This window comes from Paraburkholderia sp. SSBN10T (assembly GCF_056619545.1).
Genome location: NZ_JBWQQI010000007.1, coordinates 195904 through 222094 on the forward strand (window position 1 = coordinate 195904; position 26191 = coordinate 222094).

Sequence of the window (26191 nt, forward strand, 5' to 3'; positions counted from 1 at the left end):
CGATTGTTTTATAACGATAGCACAGGGTCGGATGAGACTGAGCGTGGCAAGGGTTGCAAAGCCGCGACACCCCGGCCTTTTCCGCGCCGTTCATGCGGCCAGAAAGCGATAAAAATTGCGTAGCATGCCGGCCGTTGCGCCCCAGATGAAGTACTGTCCAGCCGAGTCGCCACGTGGATAAGGCATGGCAAAAAACCGCCTCTCACCACCTTCCCAGCGAAACACCCGCACCTCATGATGGGACGGGTCCATCAGAAAACGCAGCGGTACTTCAAAGACCTCCGCCACCTCAAACGAGTCGGCCTCGACGGTGAACGGCGGATGCACGAGCCCGACCACCGGTGTGACGCGAAACCCGGTGCCGGTCAGATAGTCAGGCAAGCAACCGAGCACTTCCACACGCCCTGGATCGAGACCGACCTCCTCTTGTGCCTCGCGCAAGGCGGTGGCCGTTGCGTTGGCATCGGACGGTTCGTGGCGGCCGCCCGGGAAACTGACCTGGCCGGCATGGTCGTTGAGGTGGTCGGCGCGCTGGGTCAACAACACCGTAAGTCCTGCGTCGCGCACCACGAGCGGCACCAGCACCGCCGCAACTCGCGGATCGCCGAACTCCTTCCAGCGGGCATCGCCCGGTTCAGGCGTCCAGGAGAGGCGCTGCTCGAAGCGAGCGCGCAGGCCATCGGGCGTCAGACGTGCGGGGGCAACCAGTGGCAGATCGTCGCCTGTCGATTCGACAGGCAGGGTTTCGGGTTGGAAGACGGGACGGGTCAACGGGACTCTCGAGGCGAGCTTTTATAGGGCATGCCGCTATTTTGACCCAACAAACAAAAAAGCACCCATGAAGGGTGCTTTTTCTTACAGCTTTTACGCCTGGGAAGCAGCGCGGTCTTTCGAGACCAGCTTTTCCTTGATCCGGGCCGACTTGCCCGAACGGTCGCGCAGGTAGTACAGCTTGGCACGACGCACATCGCCACGACGCTTCACGACGATGCTTGCCAGCAGCGGCGAGTACGTCTGGAACGTACGCTCGACGCCTTCGCCCGACGAAATCTTACGGACGATGAACGACGAATTCAGACCACGGTTACGCTTGGCAATAACGACGCCTTCGTAAGCCTGAACACGCTTACGCGTACCTTCAACCACGTTCACGCTGACGATCACCGTATCGCCGGGGGCGAATTCGGGGATGGTCTTCTCGCCGAGGGCGCGCGCGATTTCTTCCTGCTCGAGTTTTGCAATCAGATTCATCACTGACTCCTAATGCCATCTTGTCGGCGTTCGTACCTGCCTCGCGCAGCGTTGGTTTGCGCTTGGCTACGGCCCCGATAGAGGATGGGTTCACATCAGGCGCCGTACACGCATGTGCGGCGCCGCCTATTCGCTAGTGACACCGGGGCGTTACGCCTTCGATGCTTCCTTCGCGAGACTTGCAAGCCATGCCTCGTCGGCACGGCTCAACATCTTGTTCTTTCTGGCCCTCTCGATCAGATCGGGCCGCTTGTGCCACGTGTTGCGCAGCGCTTCGCGCCGGCGCCACAACTCGATCTCCGCATGATGGCCGCCAAGCAGCACATCGGGCACCCGCACGCCTTCGTATTCCTCTGGGCGCGTGTAATGCGGACAATCCAGCAGCACGTCGACGAAACTGTCCTGCACCGCCGATTGCGAGTCGTTCAGCACGCCGGGCAACTGACGCACCACGGCATCCATCAACGCCATGGCCGGCAATTCGCCGCCCGACAGCACGAAGTCGCCGAGGCTCACTTCTTCGTCGACGCAGCGATCGATCAGGCGCTGGTCGATCGCTTCATAACGGCCGCACAGCACGATCAGGCCAGGTTCGGCGGCAAACCGCATCACCCGTTCATGATTGAGCGTCGCACCTTGCGGGGACATCATCACGACGCGCGAGCCGGTAATGCCCTGCTCCGCCTGTGCGGCTTTCGCCGCCCCGATCGCGTCTTCCAGCGGCCTGCCCAGCATCACCATGCCTGGGCCGCCGCCATACGGACGATCGTCGATCGTACGATAGTTGTCAGTCGTGAAATCGCGTGGATTCCACGTACGCAAACCGTAGCGCTCCTGCTTCGCCGCGCGGCTGGTGATACCCCAATCGGTCAGCGCACGAAACATTTCGGGAAAGAGCGTGACGACATCGAACTGCATCGCTCTCTCCGGTCAACGAGCTCGTTTAATAGTCAGCTTCCCAGTCGACGGTGATCTGCTTCGCCTTCTGGTCAACTGTTTTGACATAAACACCGACGAACGGGATCAAGCGTTCGCCAGTCACCGACTTACCGTCTTTGCCGGCAGCCGGGTATTCGATACGCAACACCGAGTGCGCACCGTTGTCGATCATGTCGGCCACCTTGCCGAGGGAAACCCCGGTGAGGTTCACGACATCCAGGCCGAGCAGGTCGACCCAGTAGAATTCGTCAGCTTCGAGCGCCGGGAAATCGCTACGGCAGATGTACACGCGGGTGCCACGCAGCGCGAGCGCCTCGTCGCGGTCAGCCGTGCCGCCCAGCTGGGCCACAATGCTATCGCTGTGTATCTTTGCCTGCAGCGCCGGTGCCGAACTGCGCTCACGGCCTTTCATCAGCCACCAGCGCTTCGCGCTCAGCAACGCGTCGCCACCACGTCCGGCATCCGCATGCGCGGCTACCTTGACCCAGCCCTTGAGGCCGTAAGCGTCGACAATCGCGCCCACTTCAACCGCGTCGTCCGGCCAGCTTTCGGCCGTTTCCGGGCGCATTGCCTCAGCGGCCGGAGCGGCACTGGCGGCACCCGGCCCGGCCTTGCCCTGGGCGCGCTCGACCGGCTTACGGACGAATGCGCCGAACGATGCCTCGGTACGCGGAGCAGCCTTGGCGCGACCTGAACTTCCTGAATCACGCTCAGACATGAGAGAGCCTCATAGCGCAAATCAGGGCGAACTTCGCTGCCTGCGCCTTTGCTAAAACCTGCAGCAAAACTCGCGCATCGGACACCTCGCGCAAGTTGCGCGAGCCGCCGGCGATGCACATGCTAGCTACCATTAAGCAGCCGGCTGCGCCTTTTGCGCTTCCTTCACGAGACGCTCGACCGTCGGCGACAGTTGTGCGCCAACGCCTTGCCAGTACGTCAGGCGGTCTTGAGCGATACGCAGCGACTCACCCTTCGTAGCGATCGGGTTGTAGAAGCCAACGCGTTCGATGAAGCGGCCGTCACGACGGTTACGCGAATCGGTTGCGACGATGTTGTAGAACGGGCGCTTCTTGGAGCCGCCACGAGCCAAGCGGATGATGACCATACTAGAATCCTTGAAAACCGGGGTTCGGAACCACTGAAACACGTGATTATAGCGGGAAACTGAAGCCATAACAAACACTTACCGGGATAAACTGAGATTCACGGTTGCGCTGGCCATACAGTCCAGCCGGCCGGGCCCCGTCAAATCGCCTGAATAGCACGATGGAACGCCCGTGAAACCTGCCCTCATTGCCGCCCTGCCTGGCGCGCTTTTCGCCCCGTTGCGGCTTGTCACGCAAGCCAGGCGGACGCGCGCTCATCGCTATCTGGCCGCCGCACTGCTGCTGATGCTGACCCACCCGGTGCTCGCCGCCCTGCCGATCGAGCGGCTCAAGCTGCCACCGGGCTTTCACATTCAGGTGCTCTCCGACGAGGTGCCGAGTGCACGCGGCATGGCGCTTTCGCCAAACGGCGTGCTATACGCCGGTAGCCTCGACGGCCACGTGTACGCGCTTGAATTGCGCGACTCGCACGTGGTTGCGCGTCACGTCATCGCGTCCGGGCTGGAGACGCCGGCCGGCGTGGCATGGCGCGACGGCTCGCTCTATGTATCGGCCGTCTCGGAAATCCTGCGCTTCGACGCGATCGACACCCATTTAAACGACCCGCCCAAGCCGGTTGTCATCAACGGCAAGCTGCCTACCGAGCGCCATCACGGCTGGAAATTTATCGCTTTCGGCCCGGATGGCAAGCTCTACGTACCGCAAGGCGCGCCGTGCGATATCTGCCTGCCCGACCGCGATCGCTACGCCATGATCGGGAGGATGGACCCGGACGGCAGTCACTATGAGACCATCGAGCGCGGCGTGCGCAATACAGTCGGCTTCGCCTGGCATCCGGTCACGCACGAACTTTGGTTCACCGACAACGGCCGTGACATGATGGGCGACGATGTCCCTGACGACAAGCTCAACCGCGCCCCGCGAGTGGGCATGGACTTCGGCTATCCGTATTGTCACGGCGGCGACACGCCTGACCCCGAGTACGGCAATAAAGATCATCCCTGCAGCGCCTTCACGCCGCCGGCGCTCAAACTCGGCGCCCACGTCGCTTCGCTGGGCATGCGTTTCTATACCGGCTCGATGTTCCCCGCTGCCTATCGCAACAATATCTTCATCGCTGAGCACGGCTCCTGGAACCGCAGCAAGAAAGTCGGCTACCGGGTCATGCGCGTCATCACCAACCCGGACGGCAGTGGTGCGCATCAGGAGGTCTTCGTCGAAGGCTGGCTGATGCCCGATGAAAACGTCTGGGGCCGCCCGGACGACGTCCAGCCAATGCCCGACGGTTCTTTGCTGATCAGCGACGATTATGCCGGTGCGATTTATCGGGTGACGTACGCTGCGCCCTGACGAGGCTCAATGAGCAGCCAACGCGCGAATTCCGTCAATCAGGATGCGACGTGACCGGCGCCGCGCCCCCGGGCGTAGAATGCGCGTCGGTCCGCGCACAGTTGCGCGCCGGTCCTCGCGACCGCCTGTCACTGAACTCTTGCCCACATGTCCACCCGCGTTTCGAATTCTCCACGCTTCAGGTCCAAGACAATTACCGCAGCGCTCGCGTTCTTCTTCGGCAGCCTCGGCGCGCACCGCTTCTATTTATATGGACAGCGCGATGTGTACGGCTGGGTCCACCTGATCTGCACCCTGCTCGGCATTCCCGGCGTTCTGCTGCTGATCGCCAGCGAGCGGACCTCGGCGCTCGGCTGGGTGCTGGCGGTTCCGGGCGCCATCTCGCTGTTTGCCGCATTCCTTGCGGCCATCGTCTACGGCCTGCGTCCCGATGAGAAATGGGACGCGCAATTCAATGCGCAGACGCAGCAACGCAGCCGCTCGGGCTGGAGCGTGATTTTCGTGGTGATCTTTTCGCTGTTCATCGGCGCGATGCTGCTCATGACCGGCCTTGCACTCTCGTTCCAGACCTACTTCGAATCGCAGGTTCAGGCGGCCAAAGCGTTGTCTCAATAGACGACCGCGGCTACGCTGCACGAACGCCCCACCTAGAAAAGACTCATTTGCGGATCGTCACGCACCTGGCGAGGCGGCTCTCCACGCATAAACTGCGACATATCGAGAATGCCGCGCCGGCGCTCGTTCAGACCGAGTCGGCGCACGGCCTGATGAAAGCGCTGCTTCAGCAGATCGGCCCATAGGCCCTCGCCCTTCATGCGGGTTGCATAGGAAGCGTCGTAGTCCTTCCCGCCACGCATGTCGCGCACCCGACTCATGACCCGGTCGGCGCGATCCGGAAAATGCGCCGCGAGCCAGCCCTTGAATAGCGGCGCCACTTCCCACGGCAGGCGCAGCACGATATAGCTGGCGTTGCTTGCCCCGGCTTCAGCACATGCTTCCAGCACACGTTCCATGTCCGGTTCCGTGACGAAGGGAATCACCGGTGCGATGCTCACCCCAACAGGTATGCCCGCCTCGCTGAGGGTGCGGATTGTGCGCAACCGCCGCGCCGGCGTCGCCGCACGCGGTTCGAGTGTGCGGGCGATCCCGGCGTCGAGTGTGGTGATCGTAATCGCCGCCATGAACTGTCCGCGCGCCGCCATGGGCGCGAGCAAATCCAGATCGCGCTCGATCAGCGACGATTTCGTAATGGCCGCAAACGGATGACCGCGGGCGCTCAAGACTTCGATCACCCGGCGCGTGAGACGCAAATCACGCTCGACCGGTTGCCAGGCATCCGTATTGACGCCCAAGGCGATCGGCTCCGGCACGTAGGACTTCTTAGATAGCTCGCGCTCGAGCAATTCCGGCGCGTTGACCTTGGCGTAGATACGACTTTCGAAATCGAGCCCCGGCGACAAGCCTAGATAACTATGCGTGGGCCGCGCAAAGCAGTAAATACAACCGTGCTCGCACCCACGGTACGGGTTGAGCGACACGCTGAACGGAATGTCCGGCGACGCGTTGCGGGTCAAAATGGTCTTCGCCCGTTCGTTGAACACCTGCGTACGCAACGCGGGCGGCCCGCCCTCTTCTTCCTCGTGCTGCACCCAGCCGTCGTCGACTGCCTCGCGCTGGTCGACTTCATAGCGGCCTTGCAGGTTCGTGACGGCGCCGCGCCCCTTGCGGGGCGTAGGCGGGGCGATCGGATATTCGGGGACTGAATCGGTCACGGCGAGGTACAACGCAAATAAAAAGCTGAAACGACAAACGGCGTAAACACTGTATAAATATACAGTGTTTACGCCGTTTGTCGAGCGCCATTGCGAGATGACTGCGGTGCGACCGCAGCGTCTTATTCGCCGACTGCGATGGTCAAACTTTCCTTGATTTCTTCCATTACCACATAGCTCTTCGACTGCACCGCTCCCGGCAATTGCAGGAGGATGTCGCCGAGCAGCTTGCGATAATCGGCCATCTCGCCGATACGCGCCTTGATCAGATAGTCGAAGTCGCCCGACACCAGATGGCATTCCAGCACCTCGGGAATCTTCTGCACTTCGCGGCGGAACTGGTCGAACATGTTGCCGCTCTTGTGGTCGAGCGTAATCTCGACGAACACCAGCAGCGCGGCGCCCAGTTCGGCCGGATTGACGCGCGCGTGGTAGCCGGTAATCACGCCGTCGCGTTCCATGCGCTTGACCCGTTCGATGCACGGCGTCACCGACAGCCCAACCTGCTCGGCAAGGTCTTTCATTGCCATCCGGCCGTCCTGCTGCAGCAGCCGGAGGATCTTGTGATCGAGCTTGTCGAGCGCGCGGATCGGTTGACGCTGGGTTCGCATGGTCTTTTTACTGAAAATCGGAAAAATACAATAACAAAACCTACCTTAGACTCAATAGTATAGCGGTTAACACTGGGCTGAAAGCGTATCACCTCGTTAATCGAACTATCTACAAACGAGTTGAGCCATCCGCGGACGCGCAAGCCCCCAAGAACCTTCTGGAGCAGCTATGCGAGTCGTCGTTTTGGGCAGTGGCGTCGTCGGGGTGACGAGCGCTTATTATCTTGCGCGTGCCGGTCACGAAGTGACCGTGATCGACCGTGAAGCCGGCCCGGCGCTTGAAACGAGCTTTGCCAACGCCGGCCAGATCTCGCCGGGCTACGCATCGCCTTGGGCCGCCCCGGGTGTGCCGCTGAAGGCCGTCAAATGGATGTTCCAGAAACACGCGCCGCTCGCCATCCGCCTCGACGGCACGCAATTCCAGTTGCAATGGATGTGGCAGATGCTGCAGAACTGCACGTCCTCGCGCTACGCCGTGAACAAGGGCCGCATGGTGCGCCTCGCCGAATACAGCCGCGACTGCCTGCAGGCGCTGCGCGCCGATACCGGCATCCAGTACGAAGGCCGTACCGGCGGCACGCTGCAAGTGTTCCGCACGCAGCAGCAATTCGATGGCGCGGCAAAAGACATCGCCGTGCTGAAAGACGCCAATGTGCCGTATGAACTGCTGTCGTCCGCCGAACTGGCGCGCGCCGAACCGGCGCTCGCCGCGACCGCGCACAAGCTGACCGGCGGCCTGCGCCTGCCGGGTGACGAAACCGGCGATTGCCAGTTGTTCACCACGCGTCTTGCCGCGCTCGCTGAAGAACTGGGCGTGAAATTCCGCTACAACACGCCGATCGATGCACTCGCGACGTCCGGCGGCCGGATCGCCGGCGTGCAATGTGGCAGCGAGCTGGTGCGTGGCGACGTGTTCGTCGTCGCGCTCGGTTCGTACTCCACGAAATTCCTGTCGGACATCGTCAAGATCCCGGTTTATCCGCTGAAGGGTTATTCGATCACGGCGCCTATTGTCGACGCGGCGGCCGCTCCGGTTTCGACGGTGCTGGACGAAACCTACAAGATTGCCATCACCCGTTTCGACGACCGGATTCGCGTGGGCGGCATGGCGGAGATCGTCGGCTTCGACAAGTCGCTGCGTGAGGCGCGCCGGGAAACGCTCGAAATGTGCGTGAACGATCTGTTCCCTGGCGGCGGCGATACGGCCAAGGCCAGCTTCTGGACCGGTCTGCGTCCGATGACGCCGGACGGTACGCCGATTGTAGGCCGCACGCCCGTATCGAACCTGTTCATCAATACCGGCCACGGCACGCTTGGCTGGACCATGTCGTGCGGCTCGGGCCAACTGCTCGCCGACCTGATGTCGGGCAAGCAGCCCGCGATCCAGGCGGATGATCTGTCGGTACATCGCTATCTCGGCGAAACGGGCGGCACGACCCGGCCGGCTTACGCCTGAGCGGTTTCGGATTGTCAGGGCCACTGGACGTTAAAGCTGCCCGGTCTACCTAAAAACAAACGGCGCCTCTGCTTGCAGGCGCCGTTTGTTTTTTGCACAACAATCTCATCGATCACGCAACCACGCATCCGCGTGGAGCATCAGATCAGAACTGATCCTCCGACAGCGCCAACACGCCCTCATCCCCCTTCGCGCTGACAATCGACGCTTCCAGCGCCGCCGCCTGCGGCAGCACATGCTCCGCGTAGAACTGCGCAGTCGCGATCTTCGCGCCATAGAACGACGGATCCTCAGCGCGCTTCCCGGCAGCCACCAGCAACGCACGCGCCATCTGCCAGCCGCCGAGCACGATGCCCGCCAGCTTCAGATACGGCACGCTGCCGGCGAACACCGCATTCGGATCCCGCTTCGTATTGGCGAGCACGAACTCCACCGCCGCTGCCAGCGCGCGATGCCCCTGCGCAAGCTGCTGCTGCATCGACTGGAACGCCGATCCTTGCTGCGCGCCAAGCGCCTCGACGGTCCCGGCAATCGCGGCCAGCAGCGACTTCGCCACCGCGCCGCCGTCACGCAAGGTCTTGCGGCCAATCAGGTCGTTCGCCTGGATCGCGGTGGTGCCTTCGTAGATCGGCAGAATCCGCGCGTCGCGGTAGTACTGAGCCGCGCCGGTCTCTTCGATAAAGCCCATGCCGCCGTGCACCTGCACGCCGAGGCTCGTTACGTCGATCGACAGCTCAGTGCTCCAGCCCTTCACGATCGGCACGAGGAATTCGTAGATCGCCTGATGCTCGTTGCGCTTCGCTTCATCGGGATGACGATGCGCAATATCGCAATGGGAAGCCGCGACATAAGCGAGCGCACGCGAACCCTCGGTCAACGCACGCATCGTCGCCAGCATGCGGCGCACGTCCGGATGATGAATGATCGAAACGGACTGCTTGGCCGAGCCATCGACCGGCCGGCTTTGCACGCGCTCCTTCGCATACGCCACCGCCTTCTGATAGGCACGGTCCGACACACCCACCCCCTGCATGCCCACCGCGAAACGCGCGGCGTTCATCATGATGAACATGTACTCGAGACCGCGATTTTCTTCGCCGATCAAGTGGCCGATCGCGCCGCCGTGATCGCCGAACTGCAGCACGGCCGTCGGGCTCGCCTTGATGCCGAGCTTATGTTCGATCGACACGCAATGCACGTCGTTGCGCTCGCCGAGCGAGCCGTCCTCTTTGACGAGGAACTTCGGCACGATAAAGAGCGAAATGCCCTTCACGCCTTCCGGTGCGTTCGGGGTACGCGCCAGCACGAGATGGGCGATATTCTTCGCCATGTCGTGCTCGCCCCACGTGATGAAAATCTTGGTTCCGAACAGCTTGAACGAGCCGTCGCCCTGCGGCTCGGCGCGCGTGCGCACGAGCGCCAGATCCGAGCCGGCCTGCGGCTCGGTAAGGTTCATCGTGCCGGTCCATTCGCCCGAGATCAGCTTCGGTACGTAGGTCTGTTTCTGGGCTTCGGTCCCCGCCGTCAGGAGAGCTTCAATCGCGCCGTCGGTGAGCAGCGGACACAGCGCGAAGGAGAGATTCGACGCGTTGAGCATTTCGACGCAAGGCGTCGCGATCAGCTTCGGCAGCCCCTGGCCTTCGTAGTCCAAAGGATGCTGCACGCCTTGCCAACCACCCTCGGCGAACTGCCGGAACGCTTCGGCAAAACCGGGCGTCGCCGTGACCTTGCCGTCCTTCCAGCTACTCGGATTGCGGTCGCCTTCGACGTTCAACGGCGCCAGAACCTCGCCGCACAGCCGGGCCGATTCTTCGAGCACGGCCTGCGCCGTGTCGAGGTTGGCATCTTCGAAACCCGGCAGCATCGCGATATCTTCGAGTGCGGCCAGTTCTTTCATCACGAACAACATGTCCTTGACGGGCGCCGTATAGCTCATTTCAGTTCTCCTCCTGTCTGCGATATAAAAAAGGGACGCTGGACTAACGGTCCCCGCGTCCCTTCGTTTACTGTCAGACGCCTTTTTTATGGCGTGGTTAGGGTCAGCCGAGTTCGCTTACCAGCTCGGGCACGACCGTGAACAGATCGCCCACCAGACCGTAGTCGGCCACGCTGAAAATCGGCGCTTCCGGGTCCTTGTTGATCGCCACGATGACCTTCGAGTCCTTCATCCCGGCCAGATGCTGGATCGCACCCGAAATGCCGACCGCCACGTATAGTTGCGGGGCGACGATCTTGCCGGTCTGGCCCACCTGGTAGTCGTTCGGCACGAAGCCGGCGTCGACCGCCGCACGCGATGCGCCCAGTGCTGCGCCCAGCTTGTCAGCCAGCGGCTCGAGCACCTTCGTGTAGTTCTCGCCGCTACCCAGACCGCGGCCACCCGACACGATGATCGATGCCGAGGTCAGCTCCGGACGGTCCAGCTTCGTCACTTCGCGGCTCACGAACTGCGACAGGCCGCTGTCGGCTGCTGCCGCAATCGTCTCCACTGCGGCGCTGCCGCCTTCTGCCGCGACCGGGTCGAAACCGGTGGTACGCACCGTGATGACCTTGACCGGATCGCCCGACTGCACCGTTGCAATCGCGTTGCCCGCGTAGATCGGGCGCTCGAACGTGTCGGCGCTGTCCACAGCGGTGATGTCGCTGATCTGCGCGACATCGAGCTTCGCCGCGATACGCGGGGCGATGTTCTTGCCGTACGCGGTAGCCGGCGCGAGGATATGCGAATAGTCCTTCGCAATGTTCAGCACCGTCGCTTCGACGTTCTCCGCGAGGCCCGCTTCGAGTTGCGGCGCATCGGCCAGCAATACCTTGGCGACACCCGCTACCTTCGCTGCAGCCTCAGCCGCGCCTTGCGCGTTGTGACCGGCCACCAGCACGTGCACATCACCGCCAATCTTTGCCGCGGCTGCAATCGTGTTCAGCGTCGCCGCCTTCAGCGACGCGTTGTCGTGTTCCGCAATTACCAGAATCGTCATTTCGTCCGTCTCCTCACAGCACCTTGGCTTCGGTCTTCAGCTTCTCGACCAGCGTCTTCACGTCAGCAACCTTCACACCGGCGCTGCGCTTCGGCGGCTCGACGACTTTCAGCGTCTTCAGGCGCGGGCTCACGTCAACGCCGAGGTCTTCCGGCTTGAGCGTTTCCAGCGGCTTCTTCTTCGCCTTCATGATGTTCGGCAGCGTCACATAACGCGGCTCGTTCAGGCGCAGGTCGGTCGTGATCACGGCCGGCAGTGTCAGCGACAGCGTTTCCGCGCCGCCATCCACTTCGCGCGACACCGTGGCCTTGCCGTCCGCTACGACAACTTTCGAGGCGAACGTCGCCTGCGGCAGGTTCGCCAGCGCGGCCAGCATCTGACCCGTCTGGTTCGAATCGTCGTCGATGGCCTGCTTGCCGAGGATCACCAGCGAAGGCTGTTCCTTGTCGACCAGCGCCTTCAGCAGCTTGGCCACAGCCAGCGGCTGCAGGTCTTCATTCGACTCGATCAGGATCGCGCGGTCCGCGCCGATGGCCAGCGCCGTGCGCAGCGTTTCCTGCGCCTGCGTCACGCCCGCCGACACGGCGATCACTTCCGTCGCCACGCCCGCTTCCTTCAGACGCACCGCCTCTTCCACGGCGATCTCGTCGAACGGGTTCATCGACATCTTTACATTCGCGATGTCGACGCCCGTGCCGTCCGACTTCACCCGGACTTTCACGTTGTAGTCGACCACTCTCTTGACTGGCACCAGGATTTTCATGCACACGCTCCAAAGTTACGAATACGTCAACCCAGCGAACATTATAGCGACTGCACCTTTGCGGCAGCCGTGTCGCAGGCTGGTTTACATCGAGGATAGCGCTCCTCAGCGGCGTGACAGCAATAACGAACGGTCGTTCTATTTTAATCCCGAAAAAACCCGGGCGACAACCCCGGGTTAAGACCTACGACTCTAATTCTTCATTTGCCATCGATGACGGTTGTGGTGTTCGGCGTTGCGCCTTACCAGGAGGCGACCACCGCGCCACCGTACTTCGCGTCGATGTACTGCTTCACTTCCGGCGAGTGGTACGCCGCAATCAGCTTCGCCACCCACGGTTTGTTCCGGTCAGCTTCGCGGATCGCGATGATGTTCACATACGGACCCTTGGGATCTTCGATCGCGATCGCGTCCTGCTTCGGCTTCAGGCCCGCTTCCATCGCGTAGTTGGTGTTGATCGCGGCCGCATCTACATCGCCGAGCGAGCGCGGAATCTGCGCCGCATCGAGTTCGACGATCTTCAGCTTCTTCGGATTGTCGACGATATCGAGCGGCGTAGCCTTCAGGCCGGCGTCGGCGCGCAGCTTGAGCAGGCCCTGCTTCTGCAGCAGCAACAGCGCGCGGCCGCCATTGGTCGGATCGTTCGGCACCGCGATCTTCGCACCCGGCTGCAGCTCGGCAAGCGACTTGAGCTTCTTCGAGTAGATGCCCATCGGGAAGGTCACCGTATCGGCAATGCGGATCAGCTTGTAGCCACGGTCCTTCACTTGCGCTTCGAGGTAGGGGTCGTGCTGATAGCTGTTGGCGTCCAGATCGCCGCCGGCGAGCGCCGCGTTCGGCTGGACGTAGTCCGCGAATTCGACGATCTTGATGTTCAGACCGTTCTTCGCCGCGACGCCCTTCACGACTTCCATCAACTGCGCGTGCGGGCCGCCGGTCACGCCGACCTTGATCGTGTCGTCGGCATAAGCCGTCGTGTTAGCGGTGAACAATGCGGCGGCGCCGAGTACGGCGGCGAGCTTCAGAACAAAACGGCGTTGCATGACTGATCTTCTCCAATTCTCTTCAAGCGGGTTCCGACAACCCTTGTGTTATTTGTGGCTCAGGCGACGCACGAGCCAATCCCCGAAAGACTGCACCAACTGCACGAACACGATCAGGATCGCGACGACCATCCACATCACGTCCGGCTCGTAACGCTGGTAGCCGTAACGGATGCCCAGGTCGCCGAGACCGCCGCCGCCGATCGCGCCCGCCATCGCCGAGTAGCCGACCAGCGACACGAACGTAATCGTCAGACCGGCGACCACACCGGGCCACGACTCAGGCAACAGCACCTTGAAGACGATCTGGCTGGTGGTGGCGCCCATCGCCTGAGCGGCCTCGATCAGGCCGCGGTCCACTTCGCGCAGCGCCGTCTCGACCAGACGCGCAATGAACGGCGCGGCAGCGATCGTCAACGGCACGACGGCCGCAGCGGTGCCGATCGACGAGCCGACCACGAGGCGCGTGAACGGAATCACTGCGACCAGCAAGATGATGAACGGCGTCGAACGCACCGCGTTGATGACCACGCCCATCGAGCGGTTCAGCGCGACGTTCTGCAGCACGCCCTGACGGTCCGTCAGATACAGCAGCACGCCGAGCGGCAGGCCGACCAGCGCGCCGACCAGCCCCGAGATGCCCACCATGATGAGCGTCTCCCAGAACGACTGGACGAACATATCGAACATTTCACTCAACATAGGACATCTCCTCCACCACCACACCCTGTTCGCGCAGATACGTCAGCGCCTGCGCCACCTTCGCCGGTTCGCCGCCCGCGAGCACCGCGAGCGAGCCGAACGCCTGCCCCTGGATCTCGTCGATCTGGCCATGCAGGATGTTGAAGTCGAGTTCGTAACGGCGAATCGTTTCGGACAGGATCGGCTGGTCGACCCCCGAGCCGGTGAAGGCGAGGCGCAGCAGATGGCCGCTGCCGGTCTTCAGGCGCTCGGCGACACGCGCCTTCAGCGCGGGCGGCAGCTCCTGGGCGATCACGTCGCCGATCAGCGCGCGCGTCACTTCGTGATGCGGCTGCAGGAACACGTCGATGACCTTGCCGTGTTCGACGACGCGGCCCGCATCCAATACCGCGACGCGGTCGCAGACCTGCTTGATCACATCCATCTGGTGCGTGATCAGCACGATGGTCAGGCCGAGTTCGCGATTGATGCGCTTGAGCAGTTCGAGAATCGAGCGGGTGGTTTCCGGGTCGAGCGCGGAAGTCGCCTCGTCGGACAGCAGCACCTTCGGCTTGCTTGCGAGCGCCCGGGCGATCCCGACGCGCTGTTTCTGGCCGCCGCTGATCTGCGCCGGGTAACGGTCTTTCTGCGCGGAGAGGCCCACCAGTTCGAGCAGCGGCAGCACGTTGGCCTCGATCTCGTCGCGCTTCATGCCGGCCAGTTCGAGCGGCAGCGCGACGTTCTCGTACACGGTGCGCGACGACAGCAGGTTGAAGTGCTGGAAGATCATGCCGATCTCGCGGCGCGCCTCGCGCAGTTGCGCGGCCGATAAGGTCGTGAGATCGCGGCCGTTGACGACGATATTGCCTTCAGTGGGACGCGTCAGCAGGTTGAGGGTGCGCACGAGCGTGCTCTTGCCCGCGCCGCTGCGGCCGATGATGCCGAACACCTCGCCCGCCGGAATCGACAGGTTGACGTTGTGCAACGCCTCAACCCAGCCCCGGGGTCCAGCGAAACGCTGGGAAATATTACGTATTTCGATCATGAAAAAACGAAACGGCGGAACTGCCCGCGAGCGCAGTGCGCTCCCGGCAAGCGGCCGCCGTGACTTTTATTGGGATTTGAGCCGCGATTCTACCGCAGCGGCGACATTGCCTTTAATAATCAATTCCGATCTTTTCATAACTGGCAGGAATTAGAGGCGAATCCCGCGCACCGTGCTCGCGCGTGTCACGGGGCTGAGACTATGATCGGGCCAATCAAAACCACAACGAGGGCGGACATGGAGACTACCCGGTACAACAACGCTCGCCTGGACCCGGCGGCCGCGCCAGGCTCAGGGGCCGAGGCAGAGCGCGCAAGCGGCACGGGAGAGACAACGCGGGATGGCGGCGCAGCGCGCTCGCTGGTCACGACCCGCGACGGCATCGAACTGCCGCTGTACCGGTGGCGTGCCGTCGGCACGCGCCGGGCGACGGTCGCCTTGCTTCACGGCCTTGCCGAGCATGCCGGACGTTACGCGGCGCTCGCCCAGCGGCTCAACGCGGCGGGCATCGAACTGCTCGCCGTCGATCTGCGCGGTCACGGCCATGCGCCCGGCAAGCGCGCTCGCATCGAGCGCTTCGACGATTATCTGCTCGACGCCGAGGCCTTGCTCAGCGTCGCGGCAGACGACGGCGCCCCCTTGTTCCTGATGGGCCACAGCATGGGCGGCGCGATTGCCGCGCTGTACGCGATCGAACGCCTGCCCGGCAGCGGTCACCGGCTAGCGGGCCTGATCCTCTCGAGTCCCGCGCTGGCGCCGGGCCGCGACGTGCCGCGCTGGATGCTGACCATGAGCCAGATCGTCAGCCGCGTCTGGCCGGGCTTTCCCGCCATGAAAATCGACGCGGCGCTGCTCTCGCGCAACCCGGCGATCGTCGAGGCGAATCGCAGCGATCCACTCGTGCATCACGGCTCGATTCCGGCTCGCACCGGTGCCGAGATCCTGCTGGCGATGGCGCGCATCGAACGCGGTCGCGCGGGGTTGCGAGTGCCCTTGCTGGTGTATCACGGCACCGCCGACAAGCTCACGGAGCCCGACGGCAGCCGCGTGTTCGGCCAGCACGCCGGCTCGCCGGACAAGACGCTGACGATGCATGAGGCGAGCTATCACGAGACGATGAACGACCTCGACCGCGAGCGGGTGATCGGCGAGTTGCTCGAATGGATTCAGGCGCGCTGTGGTTAAGCCGGAGGGCACGTGCTGCAGCGGTTCGTGCCCCGACATTCAGCGCTGCCAGTGCGGCGCGCGCTTGTCGATGAACGCTTGCACGCCTTCGAGCGCCGACTCGCCCATCATGTTGCACGCCATCGTCTGACCGGCTAGCTGGTAGGCCGCCTCGACGCCCATTTCGAGCTGGCGGTAGAACAGCCCTTTGCCGGCGCGTACCGCTTCGACCGGCTTCGCACAGATGCTGGAGGCCAGCGCAGCGACTGCCGCATCGAGTTCGCCGGCCGGCGCCACGCGGTTCACGAGACCTTGCTGACGGGCCTCGTGAGCGTCGATGAACGCGCCGGTCAGCAACATTTCGAGCGCCGCTTTACGCGACAGATTGCGCGACAACGGCACCGAAGGGGTCGCGCAAAACAGACCGAGATTGACGCCCGACACCGCAAAGCGCGCGGTGTCGGCAGCCACGGCCAGATCGCACATGGCAACGAGCTGGCAACCGGCTGCCGTCGCAATGCCATGCACGCGCGCGATCACCGGCTGCGGCAGACGCTGGATCGTCATCATCAGCTTCGTGCAACGGGCGAACAGCAGTTGGTAATACGATAGCGAAGGCGCCGCGCGCATCTCCTTGAGATCGTGGCCAGCGCAAAACGCCCGGCCCGCCCCTTCGATCACCACGACACGCGCGTCCGTTTCGGCGATAGACGCGAGACTCGCCTGCAAGGCGTCGAGCAAGGCCTCGGACAACGCGTTAAACGCTTCCGGCCGGTTCAGCGTCAAACGCTCGACGCCGTGCACGCCATAGGCATCGTGCGTGACCAGAACCAGGGGGGCATCGGATCGGGCGGCGCCGACGGCCACGTCCGTCTTCGCAACGTCCACTTCTGCCGCACGCGCTTGCGCAGTGCCGGAGGTTTGCCCGTTCGCATCATTCATGATCCGCCCTCGCCTTGCTCAACCCCGCTCGTCCGATGCCTCACCCAACGGGGCTCAGATCCCCGCCAGCGCCCGGATATGCGCAACCACGCTGCGCCCGAGCGCCGACAGGTTGTAGCCGCCTTCCAGACAGCTCACGATCCGGCCGCGCGCATAGCGGTTGGCGATCTCGCGAACCTGATCTGTCAGCCACGCATAATCGTCCTCGACGAGCCCCATGTTGCCGAGATCGTCCTCACGATGTGCATCGAAGCCGGCCGACACGAAGATCATCTCCGGCTTGAACGCATGCAGGCGCGGTAGCCACAGCATGTCGACCGCCTCGCGCACTTCCATGCCCTTCGAGCGGGCCGGCATCGGCACGTTGACCATATTCGGCGCCTGGTTATCGGCGCCGCTGAACGGATAAAACGGATGCTGGAAGAAACTGCACATCAACACCCGCGCGTCGCCGGAGAACGCGGCTTCCGTGCCGTTGCCATGATGGACGTCGAAATCGACAATCGCCACCCGTTGCAGGCCGTGCACGTCCAGTGCATGGCGCGCGGCAATCGCGACGTTGTTGAAGAAACAGAAGCCCATTGCCCGCGCCGGCTCGGCGTGGTGGCCAGGCGGACGCACGCTGCAAAATGCGTTGTCGTAACGGCCCTCGATGACAGCGTCGGTGGCGGCCACCGCAGCACCCGCCGCGCGCAACGCGGCTTGCCAGGTATGCGGATTCATCGACGTGTCCGGATCGATCTCAGCGTAACCCGTCTGCGGCGAGCGGCCGCGAATGTAGTCGACGTGCGCCTGGGTATGCACGCGCAGGAGCGCAGCCTCCTCCGCAAGTGGCGGCGATTCGCGCTCGATCAGCGCGTCGATGCGGCTTGCGATCAGTTGATCTTCGATTGCCTGCAGGCGCGCCGGACATTCGGGATGCCATTCGCCCATCTCGTGAAGCAGGCAGTCTGCGTGGGAATAAAAGGCTGTTGCCATGATTCTCTTGTGCGGCGCGTCGCACGAGCGCGCGGCGTGTCTCCGTCCAAAGGCGCGCACGCAAGGCGCGCCCAACACCGTCAAGTTACCACACCATCTGCCCGGGACGCGCCGTAGCAACGCTTCTGCACAGTTCGGCAATGGGCCTCGGGTATACTGCCCCTGATCCTTCCGTTGCCTTCTGCCACCTTCCGATCCGTTTGCACCACACCTCCCAGTTCACTATGATCGTCAAGCTTGCTCTGTCCGCACGAAACCGGCTGTGCACCCAGAACGTAGCCGCCGCACTGTCCGTCGCATGGTGCGTATTCGCGGCAGCCAGTCCGGCTGGGGCACAGACCCTCGCGCCCAAAGCGCCGCTGCTGGTCACGCAGGCGCAGCCGCAACAGCCGGTGCCGCAAGGACAGACGTTCGAAGAAGAAATCATTCCGCAGCGCTACGCGAACAACCCGGATGTCGACGGCTTTATCAACGACATGGTGGCGCGCTACGACTTCGATCCGGCTGCGCTGCACACGCTGTTTGCCGGCGTCAGCTACTCGGCGACCGCAGTCAAGCTCGTCACGCCCTCGCCCACGCCGTCCGTCAAGAACTGGCGCGTGTATCAGTCGCGCTTCCTCGACCCGGTCCGCATCAACGCGGGCGTGCGCTTCTGGCGCAACAACCAGGCAACGCTGCAACGCGCCTACGAGGAATTCGGCGTGCCGCCGGAAGTGATCGTCGGCATTATCGGCGTCGAGACGATCTATGGGCGCTTCATGGGTAACTTCCGCGTGCTCGACGCGCTGACCACCCTCGCCTTCGATTACCCGAACACGCCGAATCGCGCCGATCGCGAGCAGACCTTCCGCAAGAACCTCGAAGACTATCTGGTCTGGACCCGCGACTCGCAAATCGACCCGACCACGGTGCTCGGCTCGTACACCGGCGCCATCGGCATTCCTCAATTTCTGCCGAGCAGCATCGTGCAGTACGCGATCTCGTATGACGGCAACAAGCAGATCGATTTGCGCACCAGCCAGGCCGACGCGATCGGCAGCGTGGCGAATTATCTGAAACAGAACGGCTGGGAGAACGGCCGGCCGGTGGTATGGGACATCAGCCCGGACGCCGGCAGCCAGGGTATCGCGCAAGCCGGCGCCGACGGCCAGCCCGAACCGCACTGGCCACTCGAGCAACTGCTGCGCGCCGGGCTGCTGGTGAGCCAACCGGGTCTCGATATGGCGGCCGAGGCCGGCACCCCGGTCACGATCGTCGATCTACCCTCGCCGGGACTGCCGACCGAGTACAAGCTGGGGCTGAAGAACTTCTACGTGCTGACGCGCTATAACCGCAGCTTCTTCTACGCGCTGGCGGTGTATCAGCTTGGCGAGAAGATCAAGGCGCAACTGGTAGCGTCCGGCGATCTGGACAGCAACGGTGCGCCGCTTTCGGCACCGCCCCCGTCGATGCCGCCGGCTTCGCTGCCGCCGGCTAACGCACGTGCGCCAATGGCCGTGCCCGCCCCGGCGACCAGCCCGGTTCCCGCGCCGATGGGCATGCCGGCTCCAGGACCCGCACCCGCGCCGGACACGCAATAACCGGTCGGCGATCGGTTCAATCCGTTCGGACTGCCTGAACGAAAAAAAGCGCCGGTACTAGCCGGCGCTTTTCGTTTGGCGAAGCCGCGAGGCGTGCTCGCACCGCCGCTCTATCAAGCCGGGAACACGCCCGTCGACAGATACCGGTCACCGCGGTCACACACCACGAACACGATGGTCGCGTTCTCGACCTGCCGCGCAACCCGCAGCGCCACTTCGCATGCGCCCGCTGAGGAAATACCGCAGAAGATCCCTTCGACCGCCGCCATTTTGCGCGCCATCGCTTCCGACGCTGCCTGGCTCACGTTCTCGACCCGATCGACACGGCTGCGGTCGAAAATCTTCGGCAGATACGCTTCCGGCCACTTGCGGATACCCGGAATTCGCGAACCTTCTTCCGGCTGTGCACCGATAATCTCGATAGCCTGATTCTGTTCCTTCAGATACTGCGACACGCCCATGATCGTGCCGGTGGTGCCCATGGCCGAGACGAAGTGCGTAATGCGTCCTTCGGTTTCGCGCCAGATTTCCGGGCCGGTGGTTTCGTAGTGCGCGAGCGGATTGTCCGGGTTCGCAAACTGGTCGAGGATGATGCCCTTGCCTTCGCGCTGCATCTGCTCAGCGAGATCGCGTGCGTATTCCATGCCGCCCGTGACCGGAGTCAGCAGAATCTGCGCACCGTACGCGGCCATGCTCTGACGCCGTTCGACAGACAGGTCTTCCGGCATGATCAGCACCATCTTGTAACCGCGAATGGCGGCGGCCATTGCCAGTGCGATGCCGGTGTTGCCGCTGGTCGCCTCGATCAGCGTGTCGCCCGGTTTGATGCAGCCGCGCAGTTCGGCCTTCTTGATCATCGACAGTGCCGGACGGTCCTTCACCGAACCCGCCGGGTTATTGCCCTCGAGCTTGCCGAGGATCACGTTGTTGCGGCTGCGGATCTCGTCGTCAGGCAGGCGGACGAGCTGGACGAGCGGCGTATTGCCGATCGTGTCTTCAATCGTTTTGTAGGCCATATTGGGGTGTGGGGCTGTCGCTGCGCGATGTCTTCAATCCAACGATTCTAAACCACCGTGCAGCAGCCTGCCGTGCGGCCCTGTTGCCGGCATGGATGCAACGCTCGCGCGGCATGGCGATATAACGTGGCGATATAAGGCGGCATCCCATGCAAAAAGCCCGCGGCTGAGTACCGCGGGAGCCAGTCATCTGAGTGACGGCTGAAGGAGTGTCAGGTGTCGACTCCAACCAGAAAGAAAGCCTGCGAGACGGTGGCGCGGGCCCAGCCACGCGCCGCCGCCGCATAGCCTCGAGCGTGCATCTGACCCATAGGCCGCTCGCACGAGGCTATGACATACGTCTATTTCTTCACCACCACTGCGGCGCCACCCTTCTGCCCGCCAGGAGCCGCGGCGGAATCTGCCGCAGCGGCCGCGGCCTTGCCCTGCGCAGGCGACGCAGCCTGTGCACCAGCAGCAGCGCCAGCCGGACCGATAGCGAGACCCTCCGCCTGCAGGCGCTCGACGGTATGCCCGCCCATGCCCTTGACGCGTTTGCTGAGATCGGTGGGATCCTTGAACGGACCGTGCGCGTCGCGTTCTTCGAGAATGGCTTTGGCCTTGGCGGAACCGATGCCCTTGATGCCGCGCAGCGCATCTTCGCTAGCCGTGTTGACATCGACCGCCGCGTAGGCGTGACCGAATGCGGCGAGCATTGCCGCGGTAACCATGGTTTTTCGCAACATGATGGAATCTCCCTCTTACAACCGGCCGGTGACGATCACCGGCCAGGAGATTCCAGTTTAGAGAGGTCTGCGAATGATTTATAGCTGGCCGAATAGCCAACGTACGTAGCGGTCCACACCTTCCTGCACGCTCAGGAACGGTGCTTCGTAACCCGCCGCGCGCAGCTTCGTGAGATCGGCTTGCGTGAAGCACTGGTACTTGCCGCGCAGCGCGTCGGGAAACGGAATGTACTCGATCAAGCCGCGCTGCACCTGCTCGGCGAGCGAGAGCGGCGCTTCGTTATTCAGCGCGCGCAGCGTGTTGACGACGGTCGTCGCAATGTCGTTGAACGGCTGCGCCCGGCCGCTGCCGAGATTGAAGATGCCCGATTTCTCCGGATGATCGAAGAAGTGCAGGTTGACCCTCGTCACATCTTCGACGGAGACGAAATCGCGCGTCTGCTCGCCGGCTGCGTAGCCGTTGTATTCGCCGAACAGCTTGACCTTGCCCTCGGCGCGGAACTGGTTGAAATTGTGGAACGCCACCGACGCCATGCGCGCCTTGTGCGTCTCGCGCTGGCCATAGACGTTGAAGTAGCGAAAACCGGCGATCTGGCTTTTCGCGGTGGGCAGCACACGGCGGATCACCTGATCGAACAGGAACTTCGAATAGCCGTAGACGTTGAGCGGCTGCTCCACTTCGCGCTCTTCGACGAAACGGCTCGAACCGCCATACGTGGCCGCCGAAGACGCATACAGGAACTGCGTACCCTGCGCGAGACACGCGTCGAGCACCGCCCGGCTGTAGCGGAAGTTGTTGTCCATCATGTAGCGGCCGTCGGTTTCCATCGTGTCAGAACAGGCGCCTTCATGGAACACCGCGCGCACCTTGCCGAAATCGCCACGCGCAAAGCGTTCGACGAATTCGGTCTTGTCGAGGTAATCGTCGATCTCGCAATCGACCAGGTTCTTGAACTTGTCCGCGCGCGTGAGATTGTCGACGGCAACGATGCGTTGTTCACCGCGCTCGTTGAGCGCCTTCACGAGATTGCTGCCGATAAAACCGGCCGCGCCGGTGACGATGATAGTCATGGTCGTCCTGCGGAAATGAGCTTCAACTGGCCGCGAGCCGCTTCGTGCCGCAAGCGGGCGCGAAGCGGCGTGCGGTATTAGAGAAAGAGTTCGTCGTAATCGACGGTGGCGGTACCCAGCTTGCCGACCACGATGCCGGCGGCACGGTTCGCCAAGGTCACGGCGTCGACGAGCGACAGGCCCGCGCCGAGCATCACGGCCAGCGTGGCGATCACGGTGTCGCCCGCACCCGAGACATCATACACTTCGCGTGCGACGGCCGAGGCGTGCAGGATGCCGTCGTCGGAGAAGAGCGTCATACCCTCTTCCGAGCGCGTCAGCAGCAGCGCCTTGAATTCGAGTTCGGCGCGCAGCTTCGTCACGCGGGCGATCAGGTCTTCTTCCGACTTCCACTGCCCGACCACCTCGCGCAACTCGGCGCGATTCGGCGTGATCAGCGTGGCGCCGCGGTAGCGTTCCCAATCGTCGCCCTTCGGGTCGACCAGTACCGGTTTGCCGGCTGCGTGCGCCTTGGCGATCATCTTCGTGACGTGGGTCAGACCGCCTTTGGCGTAATCCGACATCAGGATCACGTCGTGCGTGGGCAGCAGTTCGTCGAAGCGGGCGAGACTCGCCAGCAGCACCTCGTGCGCAGGCGTGTTCTCGAAGTCGACCCGCAGCAACTGCTGCTGGCGCGACAGCACGCGCAGCTTGATGGTGGTCAGCAGAGCCGGGTCGCGCTCCAGATGCGGCACCACGCCGCTATCGTCGAGCAACTGGATGATGCGCTCGCCGGGCTCGTCGTGCCCGACCACGCATAGCAGCCCCGCTTGCGCGCCAAGCGCAACCGCGTTGCGCGCCACGTTCGCGGCGCCGCCCAGGCGATCTTCCTGCTTCTGCACGTGCACGACCGGCACCGGCGCTTCCGGCGAAATACGATTGACGTCACCGAACCAGTAGCGGTCGAGCATCACGTCGCCCACCACCAGCACACGGGCGCCGGCCAGCCGTGCGCGCGGCACGGCGGCAGCATCGGGCGCGCTCTCGGGCGCAGATACGGCGGCTTCGGTCATGGACTCAGACATCGGCTGGGAGTTCGGAAGGTTGGACATAGGGACGTCCGATCGAGTGGTAATCGATGCCCAGTTCGGTCATCGCTTCCGGTTCGTAGAGGTTGCGGCCGTCGAAAACAAGCGGCGTCTTCAGCACCGATTTCAGATGCACGAAGTCCGGGCTCTTGAACTCCTTCCATTCGGTGACGATCACGAGCGCATCCGCGCCGGTGAGCGTCTCGTTCTGCGTGCTGGCAAAGTGCAGACGCGCCATCTGCTGCGGCACGTCATGCAGATCGAGCGCAAACACACGGCGCGCTTCGGTGACGGCGACCGGATCGTACGCCTGCACATTGGCGCCGCGCGCCAGAAGCTCCGCGATGATGCGCCGGCTCGGCGCTTCACGCATGTCGTCGGTGTTCGGCTTGAACGCCAGCCCCCACACGGCAAAGGTGCGGCCGCTCAGATCCTCGCCGAGCGTGCCGGTGATCTTGCGCACGAGCACTTCCTTCTGCTCGTGATTCACCGCTTCGACGGCTTCGAGGATGCGCAGGTTGTGGCCGCTTTCGCTGGCGGTACGCACCAGCGCCTGCACGTCCTTCGGGAAGCACGAACCGCCGTAGCCACAGCCGGCATACAGAAAGTGATAGCCGATGCGCGGGTCCGAACCGATCCCGCGGCGCACCGCTTCGATATCGGCGCCGACGCGGTCAGCCAGGTTCGCCATCTCGTTCATGAAGGAGATGCGCGTGGCGAGCATCGCGTTCGCCGCGTACTTCGTGAATTCCGCCGAGCGCACATCCATGTAGAGCGTGCGTTCGTGATTGCGGTTAAACGGCGCGTACAGGCGCTTCATCAATTCGCGCGCACGCAGGCCGGCTTCGTCCTCGTCATGGCCGAGCACAATCCGGTCGGGGCGCATGAAGTCGTCGACCGCCGCACCCTCTTTCAGGAACTCGGGATTCGAGACGACCGAGAAACGATGCTGTTCGCTGGCGGCCAGACCGCGCTTCGCCAGTTCCTCTTCGACCACCGCGCGCACCCGCTGCGCCGTGCCGACGGGGACCGTGGACTTGTCGACGATCACCTTGAAGCCGTTCATGGTGCGGCCGATATTGCGCGCCGCTTCGAGCACGTACTGAAGGTCGGCCGAGCCGTCTTCATCGGGCGGCGTGCCGACAGCGATGAACTGCACGTCGCCATGCGCCACGCTCGCCTCGACATCCGTCGAAAACGTGATGCGCCGCGCCGCCCGGGTCCGCGCAATGATTTCCTGCAAGCCCGGCTCGTGAATCGGGACGCCGCCGTTGTTGAGGATTTCGATTTTGCGCGGATCGACATCCAGGCAGAAAACGTCGTGGCCGATTTCGGCCAGGCACGCGCCAGTGACAAGGCCGACATAGCCCGTGCCGATAATGGTGATTTTCATACGCGTTCCGGTAATCGGTTCCGGTGATGGATTCCGGCTCAGCTCGACGCCGTGATCGGCTCGACCCGGCGCGGGGCATAGGTTTCCCACCCACTGCAACCCGGACACTGCCAGTAGAAAAGACGTGCCCGGAAACCACAATTCTGGCACGTATACCGTGGCAGATTTTTGGTGCGCTGCTTGATCAGCGTGCGCATCAGCTCGAGCTCACTGCGCCGCGGTTCCTCCGCGGTGGCCTGCTGGGCTTCGAGCAGGCGAGTCATGCCGGCAAGATTGGGCGACTTCTGCATCTGCGAGCGCGCCAGCACATGTGCCGCCTCCTGGCCGCGCAACGCCGCGACGTGCTGATAGGCGACATCCAGCAGATCGTTCGAAGGATAGCGGTCTACCCAGGTGGTCAGCAAATCCGCGCCGTCCTCCGCCCTGCCGAGCGCCTCGTAGGCCTTCATCAGCTTTTCCGCCACCAGCGGCAAGTACGAGGAATTCTGTTCCTCGACCTGCAACCATTGTGCAATCGCCGCCGCCTGCGCACCGCCGGCCATCTCTACGTCACCGGACAGAATGGTGGCGCGCACGCTATGCGGATTGGCCTTCAGCGCCAGATGCAACTGGCGGCGGGCCTCGTCCGGCTTCTTCTGCTGCAGCGCTTCCTGCGCCAGTTCACAGTGGAACTGGGCGATTTCCTTGTCCAGCGATTCGGCGCCCATCGTTTCAAGGTGGCGCGCCGTATCGATCGACTTGTTCCAGTCCTTCTCGATTTCGTAAATGGTCAGCAGTGCACGCTGCGCGCCCAGCGCGTAGTCACCGCTCTCGAGCGCGCGGAACGTTTCTTCGGCGCGGTCTAGCAGACCCGCCTTCAGAAAGTCCTGACCCAGCTCATAGGCCGCGTGGTCGCGCTCCGTGACGGGCAAATCGGCGCGGCTCAGCAGGTTCTGGTGAACCCGGATCGCGCGGTCGGTCTCGCCGCGGCGCCGGAACAGATTGCCGAGGGCGAAGTGCAGCTCGATGGTTTCCGGGTCGAGCTTGACGACCTCGATGAACGCATCGATCGCCTGGTCCGGCTGTTCGTTAAGCAGAAAATTGAGGCCGCGGAAATACGAACGCGGCAGGTTGGCGCTCTCGGACAGCAGCGTCTTGAGGTCGTAACGCGCGGCCATCCAGCCGAACGCGAAAGCGACGGGTACGACGAGCAGCCACCAGAAGTCTAGATCCATGCGATTGATCGGGAGTGCAGAAACGAACGCCGCGCGCCTCGGGCACGCG

At 63.2% G+C, this 26191-nt stretch carries 26 protein-coding genes; 5 read left to right on the forward strand and 21 right to left on the reverse strand.

The features are described 5' to 3' along the window. Window positions 1–90: 90 nt before the first annotated feature. From AC1ECK_RS13500 to rpsP, 5 genes are all read right to left on the reverse strand, one after another. Window positions 91–771 (reverse strand): CoA pyrophosphatase, encoded by a 681-nt coding sequence (locus tag AC1ECK_RS13500; RefSeq protein WP_480319790.1) that lies wholly within the window; start codon window positions 769–771, stop codon window positions 91–93. Window positions 772–864: 93 nt separating this feature from the next. Next, window positions 865–1251 (reverse strand): 50S ribosomal protein L19, encoded by a 387-nt coding sequence (gene rplS / locus AC1ECK_RS13505; RefSeq protein ID WP_020069334.1) that lies wholly within the window; start codon window positions 1249–1251, stop codon window positions 865–867. Between the two features lie 150 nt (window positions 1252–1401). Then, on the reverse strand, window positions 1402–2169 hold the full coding sequence (gene trmD, locus AC1ECK_RS13510; protein ID WP_480319793.1) for a tRNA (guanosine(37)-N1)-methyltransferase TrmD: 768 nt from the start codon (window positions 2167–2169) through the stop codon (window positions 1402–1404). 25 nt (window positions 2170–2194) lie between these two features. Next, the gene (gene rimM / locus AC1ECK_RS13515; RefSeq protein WP_480319795.1) at window positions 2195–2908 is read right to left on the reverse strand and encodes a ribosome maturation factor RimM; all 714 of its coding nucleotides are present in this window, start codon (window positions 2906–2908) and stop codon (window positions 2195–2197) included. A 132-nt stretch (window positions 2909–3040) separates the two neighbouring features. Then, window positions 3041–3295, reverse strand: a complete 255-nt coding sequence (gene rpsP, locus AC1ECK_RS13520) for a 30S ribosomal protein S16 (protein WP_074263786.1) — start codon at window positions 3293–3295, stop codon at window positions 3041–3043. Window positions 3296–3515: 220 nt separating this feature from the next. Here rpsP and AC1ECK_RS13525 point away from each other — a divergent pair, with 220 nt between their 5' ends. Next, window positions 3516–4646 (forward strand): PQQ-dependent sugar dehydrogenase, encoded by a 1131-nt coding sequence (locus AC1ECK_RS13525; RefSeq protein WP_480320134.1) that lies wholly within the window; start codon window positions 3516–3518, stop codon window positions 4644–4646. A gap of 147 nt (window positions 4647–4793) precedes the next feature. Further along, on the forward strand, window positions 4794–5261 hold the full coding sequence (locus tag AC1ECK_RS13530; RefSeq protein WP_480319797.1) for a TM2 domain-containing protein: 468 nt from the start codon (window positions 4794–4796) through the stop codon (window positions 5259–5261). 32 nt (window positions 5262–5293) lie between these two features. On the opposite strand, the gene AC1ECK_RS13535 is transcribed toward AC1ECK_RS13530, so the two are convergent. Together AC1ECK_RS13535 and AC1ECK_RS13540 are read right to left on the reverse strand one after the other, a co-directional pair. Then, entirely contained in the window at window positions 5294–6418 is a 1125-nt protein-coding gene (locus AC1ECK_RS13535; RefSeq protein ID WP_480319799.1) for a PA0069 family radical SAM protein, read from the reverse strand. Window positions 6419–6540: 122 nt separating this feature from the next. After that, a complete protein-coding gene (locus AC1ECK_RS13540; RefSeq protein ID WP_480319801.1) occupies window positions 6541–7029 on the reverse strand; it encodes an Lrp/AsnC ligand binding domain-containing protein in 489 nt (162 codons plus the stop codon). A gap of 169 nt (window positions 7030–7198) precedes the next feature. Between AC1ECK_RS13540 and AC1ECK_RS13545 the strand changes: the two genes are divergently transcribed. After that, entirely contained in the window at window positions 7199–8485 is a 1287-nt protein-coding gene (locus AC1ECK_RS13545) for a D-amino acid dehydrogenase (protein ID WP_480319803.1), read from the forward strand. Between the two features lie 145 nt (window positions 8486–8630). Here the strand turns inward: AC1ECK_RS13545 and AC1ECK_RS13550 are convergent, their stop codons facing one another. From AC1ECK_RS13550 to AC1ECK_RS13575, 6 genes are all read right to left on the reverse strand, one after another. Beyond that, window positions 8631–10421, reverse strand: a complete 1791-nt coding sequence (locus AC1ECK_RS13550; protein WP_480319805.1) for an acyl-CoA dehydrogenase — start codon at window positions 10419–10421, stop codon at window positions 8631–8633. 103 nt (window positions 10422–10524) lie between these two features. Beyond that, a complete protein-coding gene (locus AC1ECK_RS13555; protein WP_480319807.1) occupies window positions 10525–11460 on the reverse strand; it encodes an electron transfer flavoprotein subunit alpha/FixB family protein in 936 nt (311 codons plus the stop codon). Between the two features lie 13 nt (window positions 11461–11473). Further along, window positions 11474–12223, reverse strand: a complete 750-nt coding sequence (locus tag AC1ECK_RS13560; protein WP_480319809.1) for an electron transfer flavoprotein subunit beta/FixA family protein — start codon at window positions 12221–12223, stop codon at window positions 11474–11476. Window positions 12224–12465: 242 nt separating this feature from the next. Beyond that, complete coding sequence (locus AC1ECK_RS13565; RefSeq protein ID WP_480319811.1) at window positions 12466–13266, reverse strand: MetQ/NlpA family ABC transporter substrate-binding protein; 801 nt, start codon at window positions 13264–13266, stop codon at window positions 12466–12468. Between the two features lie 48 nt (window positions 13267–13314). Continuing rightward, window positions 13315–13968 (reverse strand): methionine ABC transporter permease, encoded by a 654-nt coding sequence (locus AC1ECK_RS13570; protein WP_480319813.1) that lies wholly within the window; start codon window positions 13966–13968, stop codon window positions 13315–13317. Then, on the reverse strand, window positions 13958–14992 hold the full coding sequence (locus AC1ECK_RS13575; RefSeq protein WP_480319815.1) for a methionine ABC transporter ATP-binding protein: 1035 nt from the start codon (window positions 14990–14992) through the stop codon (window positions 13958–13960). The genes AC1ECK_RS13570 and AC1ECK_RS13575 overlap by 11 nt, the downstream gene beginning before the upstream one ends. A gap of 237 nt (window positions 14993–15229) precedes the next feature. Here AC1ECK_RS13575 and AC1ECK_RS13580 point away from each other — a divergent pair, with 237 nt between their 5' ends. Then, window positions 15230–16177, forward strand: a complete 948-nt coding sequence (locus tag AC1ECK_RS13580) for an alpha/beta hydrolase (protein WP_480319817.1) — start codon at window positions 15230–15232, stop codon at window positions 16175–16177. A gap of 39 nt (window positions 16178–16216) precedes the next feature. Here AC1ECK_RS13580 and AC1ECK_RS13585 read toward each other — a convergent pair whose 3' ends face one another. Together AC1ECK_RS13585 and AC1ECK_RS13590 are read right to left on the reverse strand one after the other, a co-directional pair. Continuing rightward, window positions 16217–17098, reverse strand: coding sequence for an enoyl-CoA hydratase (locus AC1ECK_RS13585; protein WP_480319819.1), 882 nt, complete (start codon window positions 17096–17098; stop codon window positions 16217–16219). 54 nt (window positions 17099–17152) lie between these two features. Further along, a complete protein-coding gene (locus AC1ECK_RS13590) occupies window positions 17153–18076 on the reverse strand; it encodes a histone deacetylase family protein (RefSeq protein ID WP_480319821.1) in 924 nt (307 codons plus the stop codon). A 224-nt stretch (window positions 18077–18300) separates the two neighbouring features. On the opposite strand from AC1ECK_RS13590, the gene mltB reads away from it, so the two are divergent. Continuing rightward, window positions 18301–19656: a lytic murein transglycosylase B gene (mltB, locus tag AC1ECK_RS13595; protein ID WP_480319823.1), complete on the forward strand. Its 1356-nt coding sequence runs from the start codon at window positions 18301–18303 to the stop codon at window positions 19654–19656. A gap of 113 nt (window positions 19657–19769) precedes the next feature. Here the strand turns inward: mltB and cysM are convergent, their stop codons facing one another. From cysM to lapB, 6 genes are all read right to left on the reverse strand, one after another. After that, window positions 19770–20672: a cysteine synthase CysM gene (cysM, locus tag AC1ECK_RS13600; RefSeq protein WP_480319825.1), complete on the reverse strand. Its 903-nt coding sequence runs from the start codon at window positions 20670–20672 to the stop codon at window positions 19770–19772. Window positions 20673–21013: 341 nt separating this feature from the next. Further along, complete coding sequence (locus AC1ECK_RS13605) at window positions 21014–21397, reverse strand: ComEA family DNA-binding protein (protein WP_480319827.1); 384 nt, start codon at window positions 21395–21397, stop codon at window positions 21014–21016. A gap of 78 nt (window positions 21398–21475) precedes the next feature. Continuing rightward, window positions 21476–22468 carry an ADP-glyceromanno-heptose 6-epimerase gene (gene rfaD, locus AC1ECK_RS13610; protein WP_480319829.1) on the reverse strand — a complete coding sequence of 331 codons (993 nt, stop codon included), beginning with the start codon at window positions 22466–22468 and terminating at the stop codon, window positions 21476–21478. A gap of 77 nt (window positions 22469–22545) precedes the next feature. Further along, window positions 22546–23520, reverse strand: coding sequence for a D-glycero-beta-D-manno-heptose-7-phosphate kinase (rfaE1, locus tag AC1ECK_RS13615; protein WP_480320136.1), 975 nt, complete (start codon window positions 23518–23520; stop codon window positions 22546–22548). 4 nt (window positions 23521–23524) lie between these two features. After that, window positions 23525–24928, reverse strand: coding sequence for a UDP-glucose dehydrogenase family protein (locus AC1ECK_RS13620; protein ID WP_480319831.1), 1404 nt, complete (start codon window positions 24926–24928; stop codon window positions 23525–23527). Between the two features lie 38 nt (window positions 24929–24966). Beyond that, window positions 24967–26142 carry a lipopolysaccharide assembly protein LapB gene (lapB, locus tag AC1ECK_RS13625; protein WP_480319833.1) on the reverse strand — a complete coding sequence of 392 codons (1176 nt, stop codon included), beginning with the start codon at window positions 26140–26142 and terminating at the stop codon, window positions 24967–24969. Between the last annotated feature and the right edge of the window lie 49 nt (window positions 26143–26191).